At 74.4% G+C, this 19,906-nt stretch carries 21 protein-coding genes; 15 read left to right on the top strand and 6 right to left on the bottom strand.

The features are described from left to right. Nucleotides 1–36 precede the first annotated feature (36 nt). From GQ466_RS21300 to GQ466_RS21285, 4 genes are all read left to right on the top strand, one after another. Complete coding sequence (locus tag GQ466_RS21300; protein WP_161104749.1) at nt 37–648, top strand: TetR family transcriptional regulator; 612 nt, start codon at nt 37–39, stop codon at nt 646–648. Nucleotides 649–730: 82 nt separating this feature from the next. Further along, complete coding sequence (locus GQ466_RS21295) at nt 731–1,219, top strand: DUF1453 domain-containing protein (RefSeq protein ID WP_161104748.1); 489 nt, start codon at nt 731–733, stop codon at nt 1,217–1,219. Next, complete coding sequence (locus GQ466_RS21290) at nt 1,219–2,370, top strand: sensor histidine kinase (RefSeq protein WP_202420826.1); 1,152 nt, start codon at nt 1,219–1,221, stop codon at nt 2,368–2,370. The genes GQ466_RS21295 and GQ466_RS21290 overlap by 1 nt, the downstream gene beginning before the upstream one ends. Continuing rightward, the gene (locus GQ466_RS21285) at nt 2,367–3,023 is read left to right on the top strand and encodes a response regulator (protein WP_161104747.1); all 657 of its coding nucleotides are present in this window, start codon (nt 2,367–2,369) and stop codon (nt 3,021–3,023) included. Before GQ466_RS21290 ends, GQ466_RS21285 begins: the two co-directional genes overlap by 4 nt. Nucleotides 3,024–3,033: 10 nt before the next feature. Here the strand turns inward: GQ466_RS21285 and GQ466_RS21280 are convergent, their stop codons facing one another. From GQ466_RS21280 to GQ466_RS21265, 4 genes are all read right to left on the bottom strand, one after another. Continuing rightward, nucleotides 3,034–3,603: a thioredoxin family protein gene (locus GQ466_RS21280; protein WP_161104746.1), complete on the bottom strand. Its 570-nt coding sequence runs from the start codon at nt 3,601–3,603 to the stop codon at nt 3,034–3,036. A 278-nt stretch (nt 3,604–3,881) separates the two neighbouring features. Then, on the bottom strand, nt 3,882–6,362 hold the full coding sequence (locus GQ466_RS21275; RefSeq protein ID WP_161104745.1) for a DNA gyrase/topoisomerase IV subunit A: 2,481 nt from the start codon (nt 6,360–6,362) through the stop codon (nt 3,882–3,884). Nucleotides 6,363–6,407: 45 nt separating this feature from the next. Continuing rightward, entirely contained in the window at nt 6,408–7,583 is a 1,176-nt protein-coding gene (locus GQ466_RS21270) for an acyl-CoA dehydrogenase family protein (RefSeq protein WP_161104744.1), read from the bottom strand. Then, nucleotides 7,580–8,734 carry a CaiB/BaiF CoA transferase family protein gene (locus GQ466_RS21265; protein WP_202420825.1) on the bottom strand — a complete coding sequence of 385 codons (1,155 nt, stop codon included), beginning with the start codon at nt 8,732–8,734 and terminating at the stop codon, nt 7,580–7,582. Before GQ466_RS21265 ends, GQ466_RS21270 begins: the two co-directional genes overlap by 4 nt. Nucleotides 8,735–8,793: 59 nt before the next feature. On the opposite strand from GQ466_RS21265, the gene GQ466_RS21260 reads away from it, so the two are divergent. The 5 genes from GQ466_RS21260 to GQ466_RS21240 all read left to right on the top strand — a co-directional run bounded on the left by GQ466_RS21260 (nt 8,794) and on the right by GQ466_RS21240 (nt 13,200). Further along, entirely contained in the window at nt 8,794–9,453 is a 660-nt protein-coding gene (locus GQ466_RS21260) for a GntR family transcriptional regulator (protein ID WP_161104742.1), read from the top strand. 112 nt (nt 9,454–9,565) lie between these two features. Then, nucleotides 9,566–10,726, top strand: a complete 1,161-nt coding sequence (locus GQ466_RS21255) for an alpha-hydroxy-acid oxidizing protein (RefSeq protein ID WP_161104741.1) — start codon at nt 9,566–9,568, stop codon at nt 10,724–10,726. A gap of 91 nt (nt 10,727–10,817) precedes the next feature. After that, nucleotides 10,818–11,405, top strand: a complete 588-nt coding sequence (locus tag GQ466_RS21250) for an ATP-binding cassette domain-containing protein (protein ID WP_202420824.1) — start codon at nt 10,818–10,820, stop codon at nt 11,403–11,405. Between the two features lie 71 nt (nt 11,406–11,476). Next, a complete protein-coding gene (locus tag GQ466_RS21245; RefSeq protein ID WP_161104740.1) occupies nt 11,477–12,598 on the top strand; it encodes a histidine kinase in 1,122 nt (373 codons plus the stop codon). Beyond that, nucleotides 12,595–13,200 (top strand): response regulator transcription factor, encoded by a 606-nt coding sequence (locus GQ466_RS21240; RefSeq protein ID WP_161104739.1) that lies wholly within the window; start codon nt 12,595–12,597, stop codon nt 13,198–13,200. Before GQ466_RS21245 ends, GQ466_RS21240 begins: the two co-directional genes overlap by 4 nt. A 15-nt stretch (nt 13,201–13,215) precedes the next feature. On the opposite strand, the gene GQ466_RS21235 is transcribed toward GQ466_RS21240, so the two are convergent. Next, nucleotides 13,216–13,794: a hypothetical protein gene (locus GQ466_RS21235; protein ID WP_202420823.1), complete on the bottom strand. Its 579-nt coding sequence runs from the start codon at nt 13,792–13,794 to the stop codon at nt 13,216–13,218. 128 nt (nt 13,795–13,922) lie between these two features. Further along, the gene (locus tag GQ466_RS21230) at nt 13,923–14,366 is read right to left on the bottom strand and encodes a hypothetical protein (RefSeq protein WP_161104738.1); all 444 of its coding nucleotides are present in this window, start codon (nt 14,364–14,366) and stop codon (nt 13,923–13,925) included. Between the two features lie 155 nt (nt 14,367–14,521). Here GQ466_RS21230 and GQ466_RS21225 point away from each other — a divergent pair, with 155 nt between their 5' ends. The 6 genes from GQ466_RS21225 (at nt 14,522) to GQ466_RS21200 (ending at nt 19,888) form a co-directional block, all read left to right on the top strand. Next, nucleotides 14,522–15,754 (top strand): sensor histidine kinase, encoded by a 1,233-nt coding sequence (locus tag GQ466_RS21225; protein WP_161104737.1) that lies wholly within the window; start codon nt 14,522–14,524, stop codon nt 15,752–15,754. Further along, complete coding sequence (locus GQ466_RS21220) at nt 15,742–16,389, top strand: response regulator (protein WP_103565405.1); 648 nt, start codon at nt 15,742–15,744, stop codon at nt 16,387–16,389. Before GQ466_RS21225 ends, GQ466_RS21220 begins: the two co-directional genes overlap by 13 nt. Continuing rightward, on the top strand, nt 16,386–17,183 hold the full coding sequence (locus GQ466_RS21215; RefSeq protein ID WP_161104736.1) for a DUF4097 family beta strand repeat-containing protein: 798 nt from the start codon (nt 16,386–16,388) through the stop codon (nt 17,181–17,183). Before GQ466_RS21220 ends, GQ466_RS21215 begins: the two co-directional genes overlap by 4 nt. 231 nt (nt 17,184–17,414) lie before the next feature. After that, nucleotides 17,415–18,398: an ATP-binding cassette domain-containing protein gene (locus GQ466_RS21210; protein ID WP_161104735.1), complete on the top strand. Its 984-nt coding sequence runs from the start codon at nt 17,415–17,417 to the stop codon at nt 18,396–18,398. Next, nucleotides 18,395–19,051: a methionine ABC transporter permease gene (locus GQ466_RS21205; RefSeq protein ID WP_161104734.1), complete on the top strand. Its 657-nt coding sequence runs from the start codon at nt 18,395–18,397 to the stop codon at nt 19,049–19,051. The genes GQ466_RS21210 and GQ466_RS21205 overlap by 4 nt, the downstream gene beginning before the upstream one ends. Nucleotides 19,052–19,084: 33 nt before the next feature. Further along, complete coding sequence (locus tag GQ466_RS21200; protein ID WP_161104733.1) at nt 19,085–19,888, top strand: MetQ/NlpA family ABC transporter substrate-binding protein; 804 nt, start codon at nt 19,085–19,087, stop codon at nt 19,886–19,888. Nucleotides 19,889–19,906: the final 18 nt, after the last annotated feature.

The raw sequence follows: 19,906 nt of genomic DNA, 5'->3' as shown, positions 1-19,906 counted from the left end.
GCGTGCGGTGATCACTTTCCGTCTAGAGTGGTGACGGTGAGCGATGGAACCGGTGCTCCGCCGGACGACGACCTCCGCGAGCGGATCCTGCGGGCCGCGACGCGACTGTTCGCCGAGCTCGGCTACGACGCCACCCCGCTGGACCTGATCGCCGATACCGCAGGGACCGGCACCGGCATGGTCACCGAGCTGGTGGGCGGCAAGCAGGCGCTGTATCTGGAGGTCATGCGACGGGCGTACGAGGCGGAGCAGGAGATGCTGGTCGCCGCGACGGACGCGTTCACCCCGACCGTCGAGGGCGCCGTCGCGCTGGTGGACGCGGTGCTGGACTTCTACGCCGCGAACCCGCAGTTCCGCGCGCTCTGGATGCACCGGTGGCTGGCCGACGCGGCCGACACCGAGCGGCTGGAGGCCGAGTACGTGCTGTCGCAGACACAGCACGTCATGGAGCGGACGCGGGAGCTGGTCCCGCCGGACGTCGACGCCTACTACCTCGTCGCGACGGTCATCTGGACGGTCTTCGGGTTCCTCGCGGGCGGCCGGCCGACGCAGGGCCTGCCGTCCCGGCACCACCCCGACGCCGACGAGATCGAGCGGTTCCGGAACTACCTCCACGTGCTGACCAGGCGGATGGTCGCGCCCTGCTGAGGCCGCTCCACCCGCGGGTGGAGGCGCGGGACCCGTCTCCGCTCCGATGCCCGCCGGGCCCGTCCTGCCTAGCGTGGAACCCATGAGCACCGCAGCAGAGATCGTTCTCGTCGTCATCGCGCTCGGCTACGTCCTGAGCCGCCAGCTCACCGCCCGCCCCCTGGAGGAGAAGTCGTCCTTCCGGGTGCCGCTGATCCTCGCCGCCGTCGGCCTGTTCAGCGGCGGCCTGGTCGACCGCGACCACATCGCCGTGAGCGTGGTCCTGCTCGTTGCGGGCGTCGTCGTCGCGCTCGGGTCGGGCGTCGTGCGGGCGCTGACCGTCCGGGTCTGGCGTGACCAGGACGGCGTCCTGTGGCGCGGCGGGACGCCCTGGACGCTCGCCGCCTGGGTCGGTTCGGTCCTGCTGCGCGTGGGCCTCGTCGTCGTCGGCCACCTCACCGGCGCGGCGTCGGAGGGCAGCGGGCTGCTGCTGTTCCTCGGGCTGACGCTGCTCGTGCAGAACGCGCTGGTCGTCTACCGGGCGCGGACGCTGACCGTCCCGGCGCCCGCCGCCAAGGGCGTGGCCGTCTGATGCAGCCGCGACGCCCGGCCGGGGACCGGTGGCTCCGCAGGGCGCTGCTGACCGCCGGCCTCGGCTGGGCGGGCTACTCCTACCTCCGCTCGTTCTGGCACACCTCGCCGAAGCCCGCCCTGCACGGGGCGGGCCTCGTCGTCGTCGTGCTGAACGCGGCGATCGTCGCGCTGCTCGCGGCGGGGCTCCGGCTGTCGTGGCGGGCGAACCGCGCCGGCGACGCCGGGACGCGTGCGGCCCGCGCCGCGATCGCCGTGACGGGGCTGGCGCTCGTGCTCGCGCTCGTCCTGTACGGCGTGGCGTCCCGGTCGGGCGGCGGGTTCACGTTCGCGATGGTCGCGCTGTGGTTCCTCGTGCTGCGGCTCGGCCTGGCGTGGGCGGTGGCGGCGGGCGGCGCGACGCTGCTGGCGACCGCCGCGATCAGCGAGGCCACCCGGCCGGACGGTCCCGACCTCGGCCTGCTCGCCGCCGGGCTCGGCGTGCTCGTCGGCGCCATCGCCACCCGGCAGCGGCGGCTCGCCGAGACCGCCGCGCGCCGCGCCGAGAACGAGACGATCGCGCTGGCCGAGCGGTCCCGGATGGCGCGGGAGATCCACGACATCCTCGCCCACTCGCTGTCGGCGCAGATCGTCCACCTGGAGGCGGCGCGGCTGCTGCTGGCGCGCGACGGCGACGGCCAGGCCCTTGAACAGGTCGAACGGGCCGGGCGGCTCGCGCGGTCCGGGTTGGAGGAGACCCGGCGGGCGCTCGCGGCGCTGCGCGGCGACGCGCCCCCGCTGGACGAGGCGCTGGAGAGCCTGGCCGCCGACTTCCGGGGCGGCACCGGCCGCGCCTGCTCCGTCGAGGTGACCGGGGAGGCGCGGGAGGTGCCGCCGCCGGTCGCGCTCGCGGTCGTCCGGACGGCGCAGGAGGCGCTGACCAACACCCGCAAGCACGCCCCCGGCGCCGACGCGCGGATCGCGCTGCGCTACACCGAGCGGGAGATCGTCCTGGAGGTCGCCGACACCGGCGCGACCGGGCCGCCGCTGGACCTGGCGAGCGGCGGCTACGGCCTGGTCGGCATGCGCGAACGCGCGGCGCTGATCGGTGGGACCCTGGAGACCGGACCGGACGAGAAAGGCTTCACAGTGTCGCTACGGGTGCCGGCATGACGGACCGGACGAGGATCCTGGTCGTGGACGACCAGACGGTCGTGCGGGAGGGCCTGATCCTCCTGCTGAACCTGCTGCCCGACATCGAGGTCGTCGGGTCGGCGGGGGACGGGGAGCGGGCCGTGGAACTGGTCGCCGAGCTGCGGCCCGAGGTCGTCCTGATGGACCTGCGGATGCCGCGCGTGGACGGCGCGGAGGCCACCCGGCGGATCAAGGCCGACCATCCCGAGGTGGAGGTCGTCGTCCTCACCACCTACGCCGACGACGAGTCGATCTTCGCGGCGCTGCGCGCGGGCGCCCGCGGCTACCTCACCAAGGACGCCGGCGCCGACGAGATCGCCCGCGCCGTCGCGGCGGTGCGCGGCGGCGCGGCCCAGCTCGACCCGGCCGTGCAGCGGCGGCTCGTGGAGGCGGTCGCGTCGGGGGAGCGGCCTTCGGCGGCGCCGGACGGGCTGCCCGACGGGCTGACCCCGCGCGAGGCCGAGGTGCTGCGGCTCATCGCGCGGGGCCTGTCCAACGCCGAGATCGCCCGGGACCTGTTCATCTCCGAGGCGACGGTGAAGTCCCACATCAACAACCTGTTCGCCAAGGCGGGGCTGCGCGACCGCGCCCAGGCCGTCACCTACGCGTACCGGAACGGGATGGCGGACTGACGGCGTCCGCTCAGCCGGGCTCGTTGCCGGGCCGCCACTTGACGCCGCAGCCGAGCGACGGCGTGTGCGGCTCGGGCACCGGCTCGCCCGCGAGGACGAGGTCGAGCGCGGCGCGCAGTGTCGCCCCGTTGGACGGGACGTCGTTGCGGGGCCGCGCGCCGTCGAACTCGCCCCGGTAGGCCAGCCGCCGCGCCGCGTCGTAGAGGAAGAAGTCGGGGGTGCAGGCGGCGCGGTAGGCGAGCGCGACCTCCTGCGTCTCGTCCACCAGGTAGGGGAACGTGAAGCCCGCGCGCCCGGCCTGCTCGACGAGGTGCTCGGCGTCGTCGTCGGGGTAGCGGTCGATGTCGTTGCTGCCGATGCCGACCGTGGCGACGCCCCGCGCCGCGTACTCGGCCGTCACCGCGCCGAGCGCCGTCTCGATGCGCCGGACGTACGGGCAGTGGTTGGACAGGAACACCACCAGCACGGCCGCCGCGTCCCCGGTGTCGGCGAGCGAGAACGGCTTGCCGCCGTCGGCGGCGGGCAGCGTGAAGTCGGGAGCGGGCGTGCCCAGCGGAACCATGAACGAGTTGATCGCCATGCGGCCATTGTGACCGACGCCCGGCCAGCCGCCCGCCCACCGCCCTCAGATCGGCGGAACTGGAACGATCACGACCGGCCCCCGACGCCCCGGGAACGCGTCCCGACCCCTCGTCCGCCCGCCCACCCCACAAAGATCAACGCATCCGTCGCCCCCAGGCCCCTCCACCCGCCCGCCGCGAGGCGGCCCCCACGCGCGGTCCGCCCGCGCCCGCCGTCTCACGGCGGGCGCGGGCGGACCGCGCGTCATGCTTTCGGCCGCGTGGCCGGGCGTTCGGGTTATTCCTCGGGGGTTTCCGGGGCGGGTGGGCCGATGGGGCCGCCGATCATGCCGAGGGCGGTGGGGAGGCGTTCGCCGGAGCCGTCGCGGCGGCCCAGTTCGATGTCCAGGGAGACCGGTTTGCCGTCCGGGGTGGCGGCGCGGAGCGGGGTGGGGCCGGCCCAGGCGAGGATCAGGGCGTCCTCGCCCTTGAGGAAGCGGTGGGAGCGGACGCCGCCGGTCGCGCGGCCCTTCGGCGGGAAGTCGGCGTAGTCCGCTAGCTTCACCGCGCCCGTCTGGGTGCCGGGGAGTGCCGCTGACGAGCCTGCGACCGTGAGGACGCGGGACGGGCGGGACGGGTCGACCGCGCCGAACCAGAGCACGCGCGCGTCCGGGCCCAGCTTGATGCCCGCCACGCCGCCCGCGGTGCGGCCCTGCGGCCGGACGATCGACGCCTTGTAGCGCAGGAGTTGCGCGTCGGTGGTGATGAAGACCAGGTCGTGGTCCTCGGAGAGGAGTTGGGCGGCGCCGACCACGCGGTCGCCGTCCTTCAGGGTGATGACCTCGAACTCGTCGCGGTTGGCCGGGAAGTCCGGGACGACCCGCTTGACGACGCCCTGTGCCGTGCCGAGCGCCAGACCGCCTCCGGCGCCGGTGAGGGAGCCCAGGCCGACGACCGTTTCGTCCGGTTCGAGGTCGACGTACTCGGTGACGGGCGCGCCGCCCGCCAGCGACGGCGGCGACGCTGAGGGCGGCAGGGCGGGCAGGTCCAGGACGGCCACGCGGATCATCCGGCCCGCCGAGGTCACCGCGCCGAACTCGCCGCGCGCCGTCGCCGGGACGACCGACAGCAGCACGTCGTGCGCGGAGCGTCCGCCGTCCGCGGGCAGGGGTGCGGCGCCCTGCGTCCGGGCGAGCTGGCCCGTCGCCGACAGCAGGACGAGCACCGGGTCGTCGGCGACCTCCAGCGGCACGTCCGCGGTGCGGGCCTCGCCGGACGCCTCCAGCAGCACGGTCCGGCGCGGGGTCGCGAACTCCTTGGCGACGTCGGCCAGCTCGCGCGACACGACCTTGCGCAGCTTGGTCTCCGACTCCAGGATCGCGGTCAGCTCGGCGATCTCCTTGGCGAGCTGCTCCTTCTCCTTCTCCAGCTCCAGCCGGTCGAAGCGGGTGAGGCGGCGCAGCGGCGTGTCCAGGATGTACTGCGCCTGGATCTCCGACAGCTCGAAGATCTGCATGAGCCGCTGGCGGGCCTGCCCGGCGTCGTCGCTCTGCCGGATGACCTGGATGACCTCGTCGATGTTGAGCAGCGCGACGAGCAGCCCGTCGACCAGGTGCAGGCGGTCGGCGCGCTTGCGGCGGCGGAACTCCGAGCGGCGCCGCACGACGTCGATGCGGTGGTTGACGTACACGCCGAGCAGGTCGCGCAGGCCGAGCGTGCGGGGCTGGCCGTCCACCAGCGCGACGTTGTTGATCCCGAACGTCTCCTCCATCGGCGTGAGGCGGTACAGCTCCGCCAGCACCGCCTCCGGGTGGAAGCCGTTCTTGATCTCGATGACGAGCTGGAGCCCGACCGTCCGGTCGGTGAGGTCCTTCAGGTCGGCGATGCCGTTGAGCTTCTTGGCGTTGACCAGTTCCTTGATCTTGGCCTTGACGCGCTCGGGACCGACCGCGTACGGCAGTTCGGTGACGACGATGCCCTTGCGGCGCGGCGTCACGTTCTCGATCCGGACGGTCGCGCGGGTGCGGAACGTGCCGCGCCCGGTGGCGTAGGCGTCGCGGACGCCGTCCAGCCCGACGATCCGCCCGCCCGTCGGCAGGTCGGGGCCGGGGACGAACCGCATGAGGTCGTCCAGCGTGGCGTCGGGGTGGTCGATGAGGTGCCGCGCCGCCGCGATGACCTCGCCGAGGTTGTGCGGGGCCATGTTGGTGGCCATGCCGACCGCGATGCCGGACGTCCCGTTGACGAGCAGGTTCGGGAACGCCGCCGGAAGGATCTCCGGCTCCTGCTCCTGCCCGTCGTAGTTGGGCCGGAAGTCGACGGTCTCCTCGTCGATCGAGGCGACCATCAGCATCGCCTCGCGGGACAGCCGCGCCTCGGTGTACCGCATCGCGGCGGGCATGTCGTCGCCGCCGAGCGACCCGAAGTTGCCGTGCCCGTCCACCAGCGGCATCCGCATCGCCCACGGCTGGGCCATGCGGACCATCGCGTCGTAGATGGGGCTGTCGCCGTGCGGGTGCAGCTTGCCCATCACCTCGCCCACGACGCGGGCGCACTTGACGTGCCCCCGGTCGGGCCGCAGGCCCATCTCGCTCATCGAGTACAGGATCCGGCGCTGGACGGGCTTCAGCCCGTCCCGTGCGTCGGGCAGCGCCCGCTGGTAGATGACCGAGTAGGCGTACTCGAGGTAGCTGCCGCGCATCTCCTCGGAGACGTCGATGTCGACGATGTTCTCGTCGAAGTCCGGCGGGGGAGGGGCCTGGGATCCGCGTCGTGCCATGCGCACAATTGTGACCGCTCCCGGTGACAGTTGCGCACGGCGCGCTCAGCGGAACGCGGGGATCCCGGTGAGCGCCTGCCCGATCACCAGCGCGTGCATCTCGGCGGTGCCCTCGTAGGTGAGGACGGACTCCAGGTTGTTCATGTGCCGGATCACCGGGTATTCGAGCGAGATGCCGTTGGCGCCGAGGATCGTCCGGGCCGTCCGGCACACGTCCAGCGCCTCGCGGACGTTGTTGAGCTTGCCGAAACTGACCTGTTCGGGACGCAGCCGGCCGTCGTCCTTGAGCCGGCCGAGGTGCAGCGCGAGCAGCAGCGCCTTGTGGATCTCCAGCGCCATGTCGGCGAGCTTGGCCTGGGTGAGCTGGAACCCGGCGATGGGACGGCCGAACTGCACGCGCGTCCCGGCGTAGTCGAGCGCGGCCTCCAGCGCGGAGCGGCCCGCGCCGACCGCGCCCCACACGATGCCGTAGCGGGCCTCGTTGAGGCAGCTCAGCGGCGCCTTGAGCCCGACGCCCTCCGGCAGCGCGGCGTCGGCGGGCAGCCGGACGTCGTCCAGGACGAGTTCGCTGGTCACCGACGCGCGCAGCGACATCTTGCGGTGCATCAGCGGCGCCGAGAACCCAGGCGCGGACGTGGGGACGACGAAGCCCCGGATGCCGTCCTCGGCGCGCGCCCACACGACGGCGACGTCCGCGACGGACCCGTTGGTGATCCACATCTTGCGGCCGTTCAGCACCCAGTCGGTGCCGTCGCGGCGCGCGGACGTGCGCATCGAGCCCGGGTCGGAGCCGTGGTCGGGCTCGGTGAGACCGAAGCAGCCGATCGCCTCCCCGGCGGCCATGCGCGGAAGCCACGCGCGTTTCTGCTCCTCCGACCCCCACCGCCAGATCGCGTACATGGCCAGCGAGCCCTGGACGGACACGAGCGAGCGGATGCCGGAGTCGCACGCCTCCAGCTCCAGGCAGGCCAGCCCGTAGGCGACGGCGCTCGTCCCGGCGCAGCCGTAACCGTGCAGATGCATCCCGAGCAGGCCCAGCTTGCCCATCTCCCGGGCCAGGTCGCGGACGCCGGGCAGCTCGCCGCGCTCGAACCACTCCCCGACGTGCGGCGTGATGTTCTCCGCGCAGAAGCCCCGCACGGTGTCACGGATGTCGATCTCCTCGGCCGACAGCAGGGAATCGACGGCGAGCGGGTCGCGCGGGTCGAACGGGACGCTCATGCTTCTCCTTCGGGGAACGGGACGGCCGGGCCGCGCAGCCACGCGCGGACGCGGTCGCCGTGCTCGTCGAGGCCGGGCGGCGGCAGCGCCGTCCCGGCGGGGGCGGCGGAGAACGTCACCGGCGGCCGGATCTGGCCGGGGTGGTCCGGGCCGAGGTCGAGCACCGGGTCCAGGCCGAGCGACTCGGCGTACCGGACGGCCGCGCCGACGTCGTTGACGCGGGCGCACGCGATCCCGGCGGCGTGCAGGACGGGCTCCCACGCGTCCGCGCGGCGGGCTGACAGCGCGTCCTCCAGCAGCGCGACGAGGGCGTCCCGGTGCGCGACGCGGTCGGCGTTGGCGGCGAACCGGGGGTCGTCGGCGAGCGCGGGACGGTCCAGCGCGGCGGTGAACCGGCGGAACTGGGCGTCGTTGCCGACGGCGACGGCGAGCAGCCCGTCCGCGCAGCGCAGCGTCTCGTAGGGGGCGATGCTGGGGTGCCGGTTGCCCATCCGGGCGGGGGCCTCGCCGGTCGCGAGGTAGCCGGAGACCTGGTTGACGAGCCCGGCCAGCAGGCTGGACATCAGGTTCACCTCGACGTGCTGCCCGTGTCCGGTGCGTTCGCGCTGGCGCAGGGCCGCGAGGATGCCGACGAGGGCGTCCTTGCCGGTCAGGACGTCCACGAGCGCGACCCCCGCCTTGGTGGGCTCGCCGTCGGCGGCGCCGGTGACGCTCATCAGCCCGCCCGCCGCCTGCACCACGAAGTCGTAGCCGGGCAGGTCGGCGCGGGCGCCGAACCCCGAGACCGACGTGTAGACCAGCCGCGGGTTCAGCTCCAGCGCGCCGTCGGGGTCGAGCCCGCAGCGGGCGAGGACGCCCGGACGGAAGTTCTGCACGAGCACGTCGGCCCGCCGGACGAGTTCGACGGCGGCGGCCCGGTCGGCGGGGTCGTCCAGGTCGAGGGCGACGCTGTGCTTGCCCCGGTTGAGGCCCGCGAAGTAGGTGCTGGAGCGGTCGGTCCAGGGCGGTCCCCAGCGGCGGGTGTCGTCGCCGGTGCCGGGACGCTCGACCTTGACGACGGTCGCGCCGAGGTCGGCCAGCGTCATCGTCGCGAGCGGGCCCGCGAGGACGCGGCTGAAGTCGGCGACGAGCACGCCGTCCAGAGGCCGCATGCGAGACATCCTCTCCGGGGTAAAGTTGGATCCAATATACATTTCGTCCAGGGAGGCCCATGGCCCGGCCGCCGACCGTGCAGGACTACGTGCTCGCCGAGCTGCGCCGGGCGATCGTCGCGGGCGAGCTGCGGCCCGGCCGCCCGATCCGGCAGGAGAGCCTGGCCGCGTCGCTCGGGGTGAGCCGGGTGCCGGTCCGCGAGGCGCTGAAGGTGCTGGAGGGCGAGGGGCAGGTCGTCCACCGGCCGCACCACGGCTACGCGGTCGCCGAGCTGTCGCTCGCGGACCTGCGCGAGGTGTACCTGATGCGCGCGCTGCTGGAGTCGGAGGCGGCGCGGACGGCCGTCGTCCACATCACCGACGCCGAGATCGAGCGGGTCGTGGCCGCGCAGCGGGACGTGGCGGCGGCGTCGGCGGCGGGCGACCTCGCGGCGATGACCGAGGCGAACCGGCGCTTCCACTTCGCGATCCTCGGCGCGTCCCAGCTGCCGCGTCTGTTGCGGGTGGTCCGCTCGCTGTGGGACGCCACCGATACGTACCGATCGGTTTACTACAATGCGCCCACCCACCGGGAGACGGTCGAACGGGAGCACGCGGCCATCGTCGCCGCCCTGCGCGAACGCGACGCCGCCCGGCTGGTCGCGCTGCTCGCCGAGCACCGCGACCACGCGGTGGCGGCACTGAGCACGATCATCTCCGACGAACGGGAGCGCCCTTGAGCGAGCCGAAGGCGCGCGCCGCGCGCTGGACTGAGGAGCGTCGGGAGCTTGCGACCAGAGCGACGAGGGAAGCGCGCGGCTCAAAGCGCGCCGTAGGCGAGCGGGAAACACAGTGAGTACTCCGGCCGACTTCCAGAACGAGATCTACCTGGCGGGGCTCGGGGACGTGCTGCCCGGGTTCCCGACGGATCTCACGAAGCTGGAGGACGCGGCGCGGGACGTCCTGAGCGCGCGGGCGTTCGGGTACGTGGCGGGGTCGGCGGGCAGCGAGCGGACGGCCCGGTTCAACCGCGAGGCGTTCGACCGGTGGCGGATCGTTCCGCGCCTGCTGCGCGACGTCTCCGTCCGCGACCTCTCGGTCGAGGTGTTCGGGCGGCGGATGCCCGCGCCGGTGTTGCTGGCCCCGCTCGGCGTCCAGGGCATCCTGCACGCCGACGGCGAGCGCGCGACCGCCCGCGCCGCCGCAGAGCTCGGCCTGACGAGCGTGCTGAGCACCGCGTCGTCGACCGCGCTGGAGGACGTCGCCGAGGCCGCCGGGACGGGTCCGCGCTGGTACCAGCTGTACTGGCCCAAGAGCCGCGAGCTGGCCGCGAGCTTCCTCGCCCGCGCCGAGGCCGCCGGGTACGAGGCGCTGGTCGTCACGCTGGACACGTTCACGCTGGCCTGGCGTCCCCGCGACCTGGACGGCGCGTACCTGCCGTTCCTGCGGGCCGTCGGCGTGCAGAACTACTTCAGCGACCCCGTCTTCCAGGAGATGGTCGGCGGGCCCGTCACCGACGCCAACCGCGACGCGGCCCTGCTCACCTGGGTCGCGCAGTTCGGGAACCCCGCGCTGACCTGGGACGACCTGGCGTGGCTGCGCGAGCGCTGGAACGGCCCGATCCTGCTCAAGGGCGTCCAGCACGCCGACGACGCCCGGCGCGCGGCCGACGCGGGCATGGACGGCGTCGTCGTCTCCAACCACGGCGGACGGCAGGTGGACGGCGCGGTCGCGTCGCTGGACGCGCTGCCCGCCGTCGTCTCGGCGGCGGACGGCCTGACCGTCCTGTTCGACAGCGGGATCCGCACCGGCTCGGACGTGATCAAGGCGCTGGCGCTCGGCGCGCGCGCCGTGCTGGTGGGCCGCCCGTTCGCCTACGGGCTCGCGCTCGGCGGGGAGACGGGCGTCCGGCACGTGCTGCGGTCGCTGCTGGCCGACCTGGACCTCACGCTGGCGCTCGCCGGGCTCACCGGCCCCGCCGACCTCGGGCCGGACACGCTCGTCCGGGCCTGACATTCGTCACGGGTCGCCCCCGCGATCCTCACGCCCGGTTCCTGACGGCCGTGACTGCCCGAAATGCCCCACGACGGGCACGATCGAACCCATGACGGCACATGTGATCGAGGTACGCGACCTGCACGTCCGTGCGGGCGAGGACGAGAATGTCCGGGGCGTCTCGTTCGCGCTGGCGGCCGGGGAGATCGGCGTGCTGCGCGGGACGGGCGCGACGGCGGTGCTGGAGGCGGCGGCGGGCGTCCGGCGGCCCGCGGCGGGGACGGTGCGCGTCGCCGGAACCGACCCCTACGAGCGGCCCGGCGCCGTCCGGTCGGGGGCGGTGTGGCGCGAGGGCGGGCTGTTCCCCGGCCTGACCGTCGCCGAGGTGGTCGACACCTGGCGCCGCTGGACGCTGGACCCGCTCGGCCGCGCCGAGGCGCTGCGCCTCACCGGGCTCACCGGCCTCGCGGACGTGCCGTTCGAGCGGCTGACGGCCGTCCAGCGGCGGCTGCTGGACCTGGCGCTCGCGCTGGTGGGCCGCTCGGACGTCCTGTTCCTTGAGGACCCCGCGCACGGCCTCGCACGCGGCGACGCCGACCGCGTCTGGTCGGTGCTGCGGTTCGCCGCCGCGCACGGCGTGACGATCCTGGTCACCGCCCCGGCCGAGGCGGCGCGCGCGGAACTGCGCGCGGCATGACCGGCGCGAGATCTGACATACGCTGAGGAACCCGCAGGTGGCGGGCAGAGCGAGCAGAGGCGGGCAGCCGGGTGCAGCCGAGGATTCCGCGCCCCACCGTCATCGCCGCGATCACCGTGACGATGACGCTGGTGACGATGGCCGGCCTGCTCGCGCCCGCCTTCTGGTCGGAGATGTTCGACCGCGGCGACCTGCCCCGCCTCGCGCTCGCCGCGGCGCTCGTCGGCGCGGTGTTCGTGCTGTACGGCCGGATGCTGTGGGCGAGCCTCATGCGCCGGTCCCGCCCGTGGCACGCGGCCGGGCTCGCGGTCGTCACGGCCGGGTGCTGGCTGCTGCCCGCGCTGCTGCGCGGCCACGGCGGCTGGGGCAACGCGCTGATCGCGCCCGCCGGGCTGTTCGCGGTCGTCCTCCCGGTGCGCCCGGCGACCGCCGTGACGACCGCCGCGACGCTGCTGGCGCCCGTCTACGGGCTGGCGCTCGGGCAGCCGACGCTGGCCGTCCTGTACGCGGCGGTCGCGATCCCTCTCACCGCGTTCTCCGGCTTCGTGACGGTCTGGTTCTTCCACGTCGTGCAGGAACTGGCCGAGGCGCGCGCCGAGATGGCGCGGTCGGCGGTCGGGGAGGAGCGGCTGCGGTTCGCCCGCGACCTGCACGACGTCCTCGGGCACAGCCTCCAGGCCGTCGCGCTGCGCGCCGAGGTCGCCGAACGGTTCCTGGACCGCGATCCGGGGCGCGTCCGCAAGGAGCTGGCGGAGATCCAGACGATGGCGCGGGACGCGGTCCGCGACGTCCGGGAGGTCGTGCGGGGGCACCGCAGGACGTCGCTGCGCACCGAGCTGGACGGCATGTCGGCGGTGCTGCGCGCGGCGGGGATCCGCTGTGAGCGCCCGGAGGTCGGCGAAGGGCTGCCCGCGCACGTCCACGAACCGCTCGGCTGGGTCGCGCGCGAGGCCGCCACGAACGTGCTGCGCCACTCCAGCGCGACGTGGTGCCAGATCACGGTCCGGACGGACGACGCGCACGTCCGGCTGGAGATCGTCAACGACGGCGCGGGCCGCCGCCGGCACGGTACCGGCTCGGGCCTGTCCGGGCTCGCCGAGCGGATCGCGGCGGCGCGCGGGGAGTTCCTGGCCGGTCCGGCGGGCGACGGGACGTTCCGCGTCGCCGCCGCCGTCCCGAGGGGAGAGCCATGATCCGGGTGCTGCTGGCCGACGACCACCTGCTCATCCGGGAGGCGCTGGTCCTGCTGCTCGGCACCGAGGACGGCATCGAGGTCGTCGCCGAGGCGGGCCGGGGCGACGAGGCCGTGGACCGGGCGCTCGCCCTCAAACCGGACGTCGCCGTCCTCGACATCGACATGCCGGGCCTGGACGGCCTCGCCGCCGCCGAGCGCCTGGCCCGGGACCTGCCCGCGTGCCGGCTGGTGATCGTCACCGCGCACGGCCGACCGGGCAACCTGCGCCGGGCGATGGCCGCCGGGGTGCGCGGGTTCCTCGGCAAGGACGCGCCGGGCGCGCGGCTCGCCGAGGTCGTCCGGCAGGTCGCGGCCGGCGCGCGGTACATCGACCCGCAGCTCGCCGCCGACGCGCTCGCCGCCGAGGAGTGCCCGCTGACCCCGCGCGAGCTGGACGCGCTGCGCGCCGCCGCCGACGGGGCGCCGGTGGCGCGGATCGCGCGCGGGCTCGGTCTCTCGGAGGGGACGGTCCGCAACTACCTGTCGTCGGCGGTCACCAAGCTGGGGGTGGACAACCGGCATGCGGCGGTGCGGGCCGCCCGCGACCTCGGATGGCTCTGACGTGCGGAAACGGGGTCAGGCCGAGTTGCGCTCCGGCGTTTGGGACCGCTCCAATTCCAGGGCGTCAAGAACCCGTCCCGCAGGGTCCAGCGCTTCGATGAGCGGCGCCCGGCGGGCCGTCCAGACGACCGCGACGTGCCCGTGCTGCGGTACGGGAATCACCCGCCGCCCGACGCGGATCTGGGTCGCCTCGGCGGCCACCCGTAGTCGCACCTGGTTGACGTATTTCGCGCCCCAGGGCAGGAGGCGGTCGGCGTTGCGGACCGTCCGGCCGCTGCCGTACCGGCGCAGATGGCGGCCCAGCTCGGCCGCCGAGCGACGCGCCAGCGGCTCGGCGGGCGCGGCGCCGCCCCCGCCGCCGAGGGCCATCCACTCGCCGTTGCGGCGGTGGAAGGTCCAGCCGTCGATGAAGCTCTCGCCGGGAACGTTCCCGGTCTCGTCGAACGTCAGGACGGTGACGACGGCCACGTCGCCGTCCACGTCCAGGCACAGCGGGAGGAACGTCAGGCCGACGTCGGGTACCTCCGTGCGGATGTCGGGCAGGCCGTCACGGAGGAGGCGCAGACACTCCTCGTTCACCTCGTGATCGTTCATGATCGGACCTCTGTCTTCGCTGGGCCGGCCAATGCCTCCGCGAGCGCGGAACCGCCGCCGCACATACTCTAAAGGTCCGGCTCGTGAGGTTTTGCGCAGACGGTCGTTCTCTTCCCGTTCAGCCGGTATCAATCTCCTGTCGGTGCGGAAAGGTTCGGTGAAGTCGCTGGTGGGAAGGCCCGGAGTGCCAATGCGCAGCACAGTGCCGCAAGGGGAATTTCGGCCACGGCGGCGAGGGTGATCGCGACCGTCCGGTCCGCCCCGGGCGCGGCCGTCAGGACGTCGAACCAGGCGTCCGCGGCGAGCAGCGCGGCGGTCCCGGCGGCGGTCAGCGCGTGACGCGGATCACCCCGTCGCAGCAGGGTCCCGGTGGCGACGAAACCGGCGGCGATCATGAGGTCCAGGCCCGTCCAGGCCGTCGCCCAGTGCGCCGCCTCGGCGGTCGCCGGGAGCCGCGCCGCGAGGGCGCACGCCCACGGGACGAGCGCCGCGCCCGCCGCCAGCAGCAGCCGGGGCAGATGGCCGGTGCGGCGCGCGGTCCGGACGCGCGGCAGGCTGGTGATCATGGTCATCGGGAGCTCCCCTCGGGTGGGTCCCTCCAGCCTCGCGGGGCGCGGCGCGCCTGTCGGTAGCGCGGCGTTCCGGCCGGGGGTGGCACCAGGTACAGCCCCGGACCGGGTGCACGCCGCATGGTGCCCGCCGCGCCGCGAACCGTAGGGTTCCGGACATGGTCCTCCCCGCCGCGGAGCGCCTGCCGTGGTCGCGGGGGGCGTGGCGCGACACGCTCTTCGTCCTGTCCGGCGCGCCGCTCCAGGCCGTCTGCTGGACGCTGGTCGCGCTGCCCTGGGCGTTCTGGGCGCCCTACCGCACCGGGTCGGTGCTGTCGTTGCTGCTGCTGTCGTGCGCGGCGGTCCTCGCGCTCGTCCGCCCGCTCGGCCGCGCGCACCGGGAGCGGGCGTGGGCGGTGCTCGGCGCCGACCTGCCCGCCCCGCCGCCCCGGCGCAAGCTCCTGCGCGCCCTGCGCTCGGAGGACGCGCGCCGCGACCTCGGCCGCGAACTGCTCTACCACCTCGTCGTCGGGCCGCTGCTCGGCGGCGCGGCGGCGGCCGTCGCGCTGGCCTGGGCGGGCGGGGCCGCGCTCGCCTGCTCCGCCGCCTTCGCCTTCTGGCTGCCGCCGTCCAAGGGCCTGGCCGTCCTGCTCGCCGGGCTCACCTTGGCCGGGCTCGCCCTGCTGATCGCCGCGCCGTGGCTGGCGGCCGGGACGCGGCGGCTGGACGTCCGGGCGATGGCGGCGCTGCTCGGCCCCGACCGCGCCCGCGAGCTGGAGCGCCGCGTCGAGGACCTGGCGGGCAAGCGCGCCGACGTCGTGGACGCCGCCGACCTGGAGCGCCGCCGCATCGAGCGCGACCTGCACGACGGCGCCCAGCAGCGCCTGGTCGCGCTCGCGATGAACCTCGGCCTGGCCCGCGAGACGCTGACGGACGTCCCCGAGCCCGCCCGGCGCGTGATCGTCGAGGCGCACGAGGAGGCCAAGGCGGCGCTCGCCGAACTGCGCGACCTCATCCGGGGCCTGCACCCGGCCGTCCTCGCGGACCGGGGCCTGGACGCCGCGCTGTCGGGCGTCGCCGCCCGCGTGCCGCTGCCCGTCACGCTGCGCGTGGACGTCGCCGAACGCGTCGCCTCGACCGTCGAGGCCGTCGCGTACTTCGTCGTCGCCGAGGCGCTGACCAACGTCGTGAAGCACGCGGGCGCGGCGAGCGTGGAGGTGGACGTCGTCCGCGACGGCCCCACGCTGCGCGTCCGCGTCGCCGACGACGGCGCGGGCGGCGCGGACCCGGCGCGCGGCACCGGCCTGGCCGGTCTCGCCCGCCGCGTCCGGTCCGTGGACGGGACGTTCCGCGTCGTGAGTCCCCCCGGCGGCCCGACCGCCCTGACCGTGGAGCTGCCGTGCGCGTTGTGATCGCCGAGGACTCGGTCCTGCTCCGGGCCGGGCTGATCAAGCTGCTGGAGACGGCCGGGTTCGAGGTCGTCGCGGCGGTGGGGGAGGCGGCCGGGCTGCTGGCCGCCGTCGCCGAGCACCGGCCCGACCTCGCGGTCGTGGACGTCCGGATGCCGCCGGGACACACCGACGAGGGCGTCCGCGCCGCGCTGGTGATCCGCCGCGAGTCGCCGGACGTGGCCGTGCTGCTGCTGTCGCAGTACGTCGAGGAGCGCTACGCCGCCGACCTGCTCGCCGAGCACACGAGCGGCATCGGCTATCTGCTGAAGGACCGCGTCGCCGACGTCTCGACGTTCCTGGACGCGCTGCGCCGCGTCGCCGCCGGGGGCACCGCGCTGGACCCCGAGGTCGTCGCGCAGCTCCTGCTGCGCCGGGGCGGCGGGCCGCTCGGCCGGTTGACGCCGCGCGAGCGCGAGGTGCTGGAGCTGATGGCCGAGGGACGCTCGAACGCCGGGATCGCGGCGGCGCTGGTGGTCAGCGAGAGCGCGGTCGCCAAGCACATCAACGGGATCTTCACCAAGCTCGACCTCCCGCACGCCGAGGGCGACCACCGGCGCGTGCTGGCCGTGCTGCGCTTCCTGGACGGCGACGCGTGACCGGCCGTCCGCGCCGCCGGGGCCGCTGGGTCGCGCTCGCCGCGCTCACGGCGGCCGTGGTGGTCGTGCCGGTCGGCGGCGAGGTCGCGAGCCGTGCGCTGCGGCGGACGGCGGACGTGCCGGTGACGTTCACCCGTCCCGTCCGGGAGGTGCGGGTCGACGCGGGCGACACGCGGGCGGCGTTCAGCGCGGGCCCGGCCGGGCGGGTCGGGATCCGCGAGCGGCTGTCCTGGACGCTCGCCCGGCCGGTCGTGCGGACGACCTGGTCGGGCGACGTCCTGTGGGTCAAGGTCGACTGCGGGCGGCGGACGGAGATCGTCCCGGTGCTGGACTGCGGCGCCGACCTGGACTTCCGCGTCCCGCCCGGCACCGCCGTGACGTCCACCTCGTCGTCGGGCGAGGTCGCGGTGCGCGGCCTGACCGGGGCCGTGACGATGCGGACGCACAGCGGCACGCTCGACCTCGCGGGCACGTCCGGGCCGGTGGACTTCGAGGCGAACTCCGGCGAACTGGCCGCGACGGGCCTGCTGGCCGGACGGGTCGTCGCGCGCGTCGGGTCCGGGACGGTGCGGCTGGCGTTCGCGGACGCGCCCGGCTCGGTGTCGGCGCGGGCCGGGTCGGGGGAGGTGGCGGTGACCGTCCCGCCCGGCACGCACTACCGGGTCGCGGGCGGCACCGGGTCCGGGGACCGCGCGATCGACCCGGCGCTGCCCGACGACCGGGCGGCGGGCCTGCTGGACCTCACGACCGGTTCGGGCTCGGTGACCGCCGGATACGGGTCCGGACGGCTGTGAATCGCGCCATAGTCGCAGGTCGGGACGCTTGAGCGTTTGACGACATTTGTGTCGAGCGTGTTAACTCGTGACATGACCGTCGCCCGCCCCTGTCCGCCGTGCCGTCCCCCGGTCCCGGGGAGCCGCGCGGGCATGTGCGCGCGCCCCTGAGGGCGACCTCCTCCCCCTGATCCGCCGGGCCGGTCCGCGTCCATCGACCTGAACCCGCATCTCTCCCGGGACCTATTTCCTGTGATCCAGATCGAAAAACTTCGTAAGGCCTACAAGGCCCGCGGCCGGACGGTGACCGCCGTCGACGGCGTCGACCTCACGGTGGACGCCGGGACCGTCCACGGCGTCCTCGGCCGCAGCGGCGCCGGAAAGAGCACCCTCCTGCGCTGCGTCAACCTGCTGGAACGCCCCGACTCCGGCCGCGTCGTCGTGGACGGCCGGGACCTGCTCGCCCTGCCCGGCGGCGAGCTGCGCCGCGCCCGGCAGCGGATCGGGATGATCCACCAGCACTTCGGGCTGCTGTCCAGCCGGACCGTCGCAGGGAACGTCGCGTTCCCGCTGGAGGTCATGGGCGTCCCGCGCGCCGAGCGCGCCGCCCGCGTCGCCGAACTGCTGGACCTCGTCGGCCTCACCGAGCACGCCCGCGCCCACCCGGCGCGGATCTCCGGCGGGCAGAAGCAGCGCGTCGGCATCGCCCGCGCGCTCGCCGGACGCCCGAACGTCCTGCTGTCGGACGAGGCCACGTCCGCGCTCGACCCCGAGACCACCGCGTCGATCCTGGAGCTGCTGCGCGACCTGAACCGGCGGCTCGGCCTGACGATCCTGCTGATCACGCACGAGATGGACGTCGTCCGGCGCATCTGCGACGCCGCGTCGGTGATGCGGGACGGGCGGTTCACCGAGTCCGGGCCCGTCCGCGACCTGCTGCTGCGGCCCGGGTCGGAGCTGGCGCGCGGGCTGTTCCCGCTGCCGCCGCCCGACCCGCGTCCCGGCACGACGCTCGTGGACGTCACGTTCGAGGGCGACGGCGCGGACCGCCCGTTCGTGTCCGCGCTCGCCCGCACCCATGACATCGACGTCAACATCGTCGGCGGGTCCGTCGAGGAGGCGGGCGGAACCCGGATCGGACGGCTCCGGATCGAGTTGCCCGGCGACCCGTCCGCCAACGCGGCGCCGCTGGAGTTCCTGCGCTCGTCCGGCCTGGTGGTGGAGGTGCGGTCATGACCTGGGATGAAATGTTCCCGCTGCTGCGGCAGGGCACGATCGAGACGCTGCAGATGACGCTGTGGTCGACGCTGTTCACCGCGCTCGGCGGCGTCCTGCTCGGCGTCGTGCTCGTCGTCACCGACCGGGACGGGCTGCTGCCGCTCGCGCCCGTCAACAAGCTCGTCGGCCTCGTAGTCAACGTCGGCCGCGCGGTGCCGTTCATCATCCTGCTGATGGCGCTGATCCCCGTCACGACGGCGATGGTCGGCACGTCCATCGGCACGACCGCCGCGATCCCGCCGCTCACCATCGCCGCGATCCCGTTCTACGCGCGGCTGGTCGAAACGTCGCTGCGCGAGGTGGAGCCCGGGACGATCGCGGCGGCGCTCGCGCTCGGCGCGTCGCGCCGCCAGATCGTCGTGAAGGTGCTGCTGCGCGAGGCGTGGCCCGGCATCGTCGCGGGCCTGACGGTGACGGTCATCGCGCTCATCGGCTACTCGGCCATGGCGGGCGCGATCGGCGGCGGCGGGCTCGGCGACCTCGCCAAACGCTACGGCTACCAGCGGTTCGAGACCGGGATGATGCTCGTCATCGTCGTCCTGCTCGTCGTGCTGGTGGCGCTCGTCCAGATGCTCGGCGACCACCTCGCCCGCAGGCTCAGCCACCGCTGAGCCGCTTCCCACCCGAAGAGAAAGGCACGACCCGTGCTCCGCAAGCTCACCGCCGCCGTCGCGTCCGCCGGGCTCCTGTTCGGCCTGGCCGCGTGCGGCGGATCGGCGGACGACGACGACACGCTCACGATCGGCGCCACGTCCGTCCCGCACGCCGAGATCCTCACCTACGTCAAGGACAACCTCGCCGCCAAGGCCGGCCTCAAGATCGAGGTCAAGGAGTTCAGCGAGTACGAGCAGCTCAACCCCGCGCTCGCGTCCAAGCAGCTCGACGCCAACTACTTCCAGCACAAGCCGTACCTGGAGGAGTCGAACCAGAAGACCGGCGAGCACCTGGTGTTCGTCGCGGGCGTCCACCTGGAACCGCTCGGCGTCTACTCCAAGAAGGTCAAGAGCCTCCAGGAGCTGCGGCAGGGCGCGACGGTCTCGCTGCCGAGCGACCCGACCAACGAGGGCCGCGCGCTGAAGCTGCTCGCCGACAACGGCCTGATCACGCTGAAGCCGGGCGCGGGGCAGACCGCGACCGAGAAGGACGTCGCGGGCAACCCCAAGGGGATCAGGTTCCGGCCGACCGACGCCGCGTCGCTGCCGCGCCAGCTCGGCGACGTCGACGCGTCCGTCATCAACGGCAACTACGCGCTGGAGGCCCGGCTGAACCCGGCCAAGGACGCGCTGGTGAGCGAGAAGGCGGCGGGCAACCCGTACGTCAACGGGATCGTCACCCGTCCCGAGGACAAGGACGACCCGAAGATCAAGAAGCTGGTCGCGCTGCTGACCGGCCCCGAGGTCCGCAAGTTCATCCAGGACAAGTACCAGGGCTCGGTGCTTCCGTCCTGACCGTCCGGGCCGATGGCC

The organism is Actinomadura rayongensis (genome assembly GCF_009831215.1).
GTDB classification, from domain to species: Bacteria; Actinomycetota; Actinomycetes; order Streptosporangiales; family Streptosporangiaceae; genus Spirillospora; species Spirillospora rayongensis.
This window is presented reverse-complemented; position numbering and strand designations above follow the sequence as displayed.